The sequence below is a fragment of the Enterobacter sp. C6 genome (assembly GCF_008122455.1).
Taxonomy (GTDB): Bacteria; Pseudomonadota; Gammaproteobacteria; order Enterobacterales; family Enterobacteriaceae; genus Enterobacter; species Enterobacter pseudoroggenkampii.
This window is the reverse complement of record NZ_QPFW01000068.1, coordinates 1-2922: the sequence shown is the minus strand read 5'-3', so window position 1 is coordinate 2922 and position 2922 is coordinate 1. Positions and strand designations below refer to the sequence as shown.

General features: G+C 59.4%; 3 protein-coding genes. 1 reads left to right on the top strand and 2 read right to left on the bottom strand.

Annotated elements, in window-relative coordinates; translation table 11 throughout:
* Positions 1–895, top strand: an 895-nt coding sequence (locus DOU50_RS00605) for a zinc-binding alcohol dehydrogenase family protein (RefSeq protein ID WP_148768502.1), incomplete at its 5' end; no start/stop codon positions are given.
* 54 nt (positions 896–949) lie between these two features.
* On the opposite strand, the gene nadR is transcribed toward DOU50_RS00605, so the two are convergent.
* Both nadR and DOU50_RS00595 read right to left on the bottom strand, forming a co-directional pair.
* A complete protein-coding gene (nadR, locus tag DOU50_RS00600) occupies positions 950–2182 on the bottom strand; it encodes a multifunctional transcriptional regulator/nicotinamide-nucleotide adenylyltransferase/ribosylnicotinamide kinase NadR (protein ID WP_024907400.1) in 1233 nt (410 codons plus the stop codon).
* Between the two features lie 35 nt (positions 2183–2217).
* A partial coding sequence (locus DOU50_RS00595; protein WP_148768501.1) for a magnesium chelatase domain-containing protein occupies positions 2218–2922 on the bottom strand: 705 nt, incomplete at its 5' end.

Sequence of the window (2922 nt, the reverse complement as noted above, 5' to 3'; positions counted from 1 at the left end):
GGCCGTCTCCGTTAACCCGGTCGATACCAAAGTCCACGCGGGCATTGCCAGGAACGGGCTGAACGCGCCGCGCATTCTCGGGTGGGATGCCAGCGGGATCGTCAAAGCCGTTGGGACGGGCGTGACCGGATTCAAGCCGGGAGATGAAGTGTGGTACGCGGGCGACATCACCCGTCCGGGCAGCAACACCACACACCAGCTGATCGATGCGCGCATTGTCGGGCACAAACCGGCAAGCCTCGGCTGGGCGGCTGCCGCTGCGCTACCGTTGACCGCACTCACCGCGTGGGAAGGCCTGTTTGAACGGCTGAACATTCAGGATGCCGGTGCGGACAAAACCCTGCTGATCATCGGCGGTGCGGGCGGGGTGGGATCGCTGGCGATCCCGTTCGCGAAGCACAACAGCAAGGTGAAAATCATCGCAACCGCGTCGCGTGAAGATTCCGCCCAGTGGTGCCGCGATCGCGGTGCAGATGTGGTGGTGAACTACCGCGATCTGAAAGGCGAACTGGCGAAACACGGGCTGACCTTTGTGGATTATATTTTCATCCTCAACGACACCGACGGGCACTGGGATGCGGTCAGCGACCTGATTGCGCCTCAGGGGCATATCTGTTCTATCGTCGAGAATGAACGTCCGCTGAACCAGGACAAGCTGAAGTCGAAATCCGCCGCGCTGCACTGGGAATTTATGTACACCCGCAGCATGTACCAGACCGCTGATATGGCGCGTCAGGGTGAGATCCTCAATGAGGTGGCGAAGCTGGTGGATAACGGCGTGGTGGAAAGCTCGCTGAGTGAAACGCTGCACGGGCTGAGCGTGGAAAGCATTACCGAGGCGCACCGTAAGGTGCTGGACGGGCATATGCGCGGGAAAGTGGTGGTTGAGTATTGAGTGGCCTGATGCCCTCACCCCGGCCCTCTCCCACAGGGAGAGGGAGGTTAACGCTTACCCCTGCTCCCCCATCATCTCCTTCACCAGCTCGACGCAGCGCAGGAAACGGGAGTCGTAGTCCGACTCTTCCACGTGCACAAACTCAACGTTGTTTTCGTTGAGCATCTCCACCAGCATGGACTGGAACTCCCGCCGGTCCACGGAGCTGCCGAGGCTGCGCATGCCGTCAGCGACCCACGGGGTGTTGTTCTCCAGCAGGATCACCAGGTCAAAGCGGTATTCGTCAATCAGCGCCTGCACGAACGGGTGCTCGCGCCCTTCGTATTTTTTACAGAACGCCTGCGTGGTGACGAAATCGGTATCGATAAACGCCACCTTGTTGGCGTATTTCACCGCGAAATCAATGTACTGAGCGTGACCGAGCGCGATTTTATCGTAGTCGGAATACTGCAGCGCCATCTCATCACCGCCCAGATGGGAGAAGACATAGTCGCGTCCGTACTCCCACGCGCTGGTGGTATTGAAGATGTTCGCCAGCTTGTTGACCAGCGTTGATTTCCCGCTCGACTCGCCGCCCAGAATAGCTACCGTGCGCACAAAGAACGGCTTCACCTCGGTCGGAATGTAATCCCAGTAGCGGAACGGGTTTTCGCGGATCTGCGCCCCACTGATGTTCATGAAGGTGCGCTTCGGATCGATCAGCACCGTCTCGATGCCCAAATGCTCGCGGAACTGCGGCGCATCGGACTCTTCAGAGGTGTAGATCCAGTTCGGCGCAATGCCCTTCTCTTCCATAAACGCTTTGATGCCGTTGCTCCACACGTCCCAGCCGTGCGGGTACGGCTCCATACCCTCTTCGTTAAAGGCATGAATACGAATGTTTTTCTGGTACTTGAAGGTCTGAAGCAGCCAGCGCAGGCGGTCCGGCACGGTCGGCTGCTGCGACATGGCGCTCTCTTCAAACAGCTGACGGTCGCGGGTTTCGTCATAGCCCATGATGATGTGCAGCTCGTCCACCTGGCTACAGGCGCGCTGGATCAGATAGATATGCCCGGTATGCAGCGGGTAAAATTTGCCGAACACCACGCCGATGTTCTTTTGCATACGCGGGAATTCCAGCCCCAGAAAGCGGTGCAGCGCTTCGAGCTTCTGCGCGCTGGGGCTTTTGATTTTGGCGTTCAGCAGTTGGCTCAGGTAGCCTTTGGTCATGCCGCTGGCGTCTGCCACCTGCTGCAGCGTGCAGCCCTTCTGGCGGATAGCGGTCTTGATGTAGTCAAATGATGACATAAATTACGGTGCCTCCTGCAAAATCGAATACGTAATTATAAGTCGTCAAAGACATTTAACGCATCTGCGAGTTTCTTCACGCCAAAAACCTGCATCCCTTCCGGGATTTTTTTCGGCACGTTGGCGGCGGGAACGATCGCGCGACGGAAACCATGTTTTCCCGCCTCGGAGATACGCTCCTGGCCGCTGGGCACCGGACGGATTTCCCCGGCAAGGCCCACTTCGCCGAAGACGACCAGATCCTGCGGCAGCGGTCTGTCGCGCAGGCTGGAGACCATCGCCAGCAGCAGCGCCAGGTCTGCGCTGGTCTCAGTGACTTTGACGCCGCCGACCACGTTCACAAAGACGTCCTGATCCGCCATCTGCAGCCCGCCGTGACGGTGCAGCACCGCCAGCAGGATCGCCAGACGGTTCTGTTCCAGACCGACCGCCACGCGCCGCGGGTTGCCCATCATCGACACGTCCACCAGCGCCTGAATTTCGACAAGCAGCGGGCGCGTCCCTTCCCATAGCACCATCACCGAGCTGCCGGAGGTGATCTCATCGCCACGGCTCAGGAAGATGGCCGACGGGTTGCTGACTTCGCGCAGCCCCTGCTCGGTCATGGCAAACACGCCCAGTTCGTTCACCGCCCCAAAGCGGTTTTTATGGCTGCGCAGGGTACGGAAGCGGGAGTCCGCGTCGCCGTCGAGCATCACGGAGCAGTCGATACAGTGTTCGAGCACCTTTGGCCCGGCCAG

Bases quoted from the DNA above. Each gene is read 5' to 3' on its own strand.
- nadR (WP_024907400.1), bottom strand. From the start codon at position 2,182: ATGTCATCATTTGACTACATCAAGACCGCTATCCGCCAGAAGGGCTGC.